Raw genomic sequence first — 261 nt, 5'->3', positions numbered from 1 at the left:
TCTGCCACTAAATCAGCAGGAAACTTAATTAATTTTGAAATACGTTCCATACTACTTCACTTCCATTTCGGTATATACTTATGTTTGGTATGTAATGAGTATATACTAAAAGGAGTGAAATCAATGTTAGTTAACAAAGTGTATAAGTTTCGTATCTATCCAAACAAGGGGCAAGAAATTCTAATTGCAAAAACAATCGGTTGTTCACGTTTTGTATTCAATCATTTTTTAGCACAATGGAATGACGCATACAAAGAGACA

Annotated in this window: 1 protein-coding gene; it reads left to right on the top strand. The window is 31.8% G+C overall.

Annotated elements, in window-relative coordinates:
• Positions 1–123: 123 nt before the first annotated feature.
• Positions 124–261 (top strand): helix-turn-helix domain-containing protein (locus tag MR056_RS22100; RefSeq protein WP_242136741.1); only part of this gene is annotated, 138 nt, incomplete at its 3' end.

Source organism: Bacillus cereus group sp. BfR-BA-01360, assembly GCF_022663595.1.
Taxonomy (GTDB): Bacteria; Bacillota; Bacilli; order Bacillales; family Bacillaceae_G; genus Bacillus_A; species Bacillus_A cytotoxicus.
This window is presented reverse-complemented; position numbering and strand designations above follow the sequence as displayed.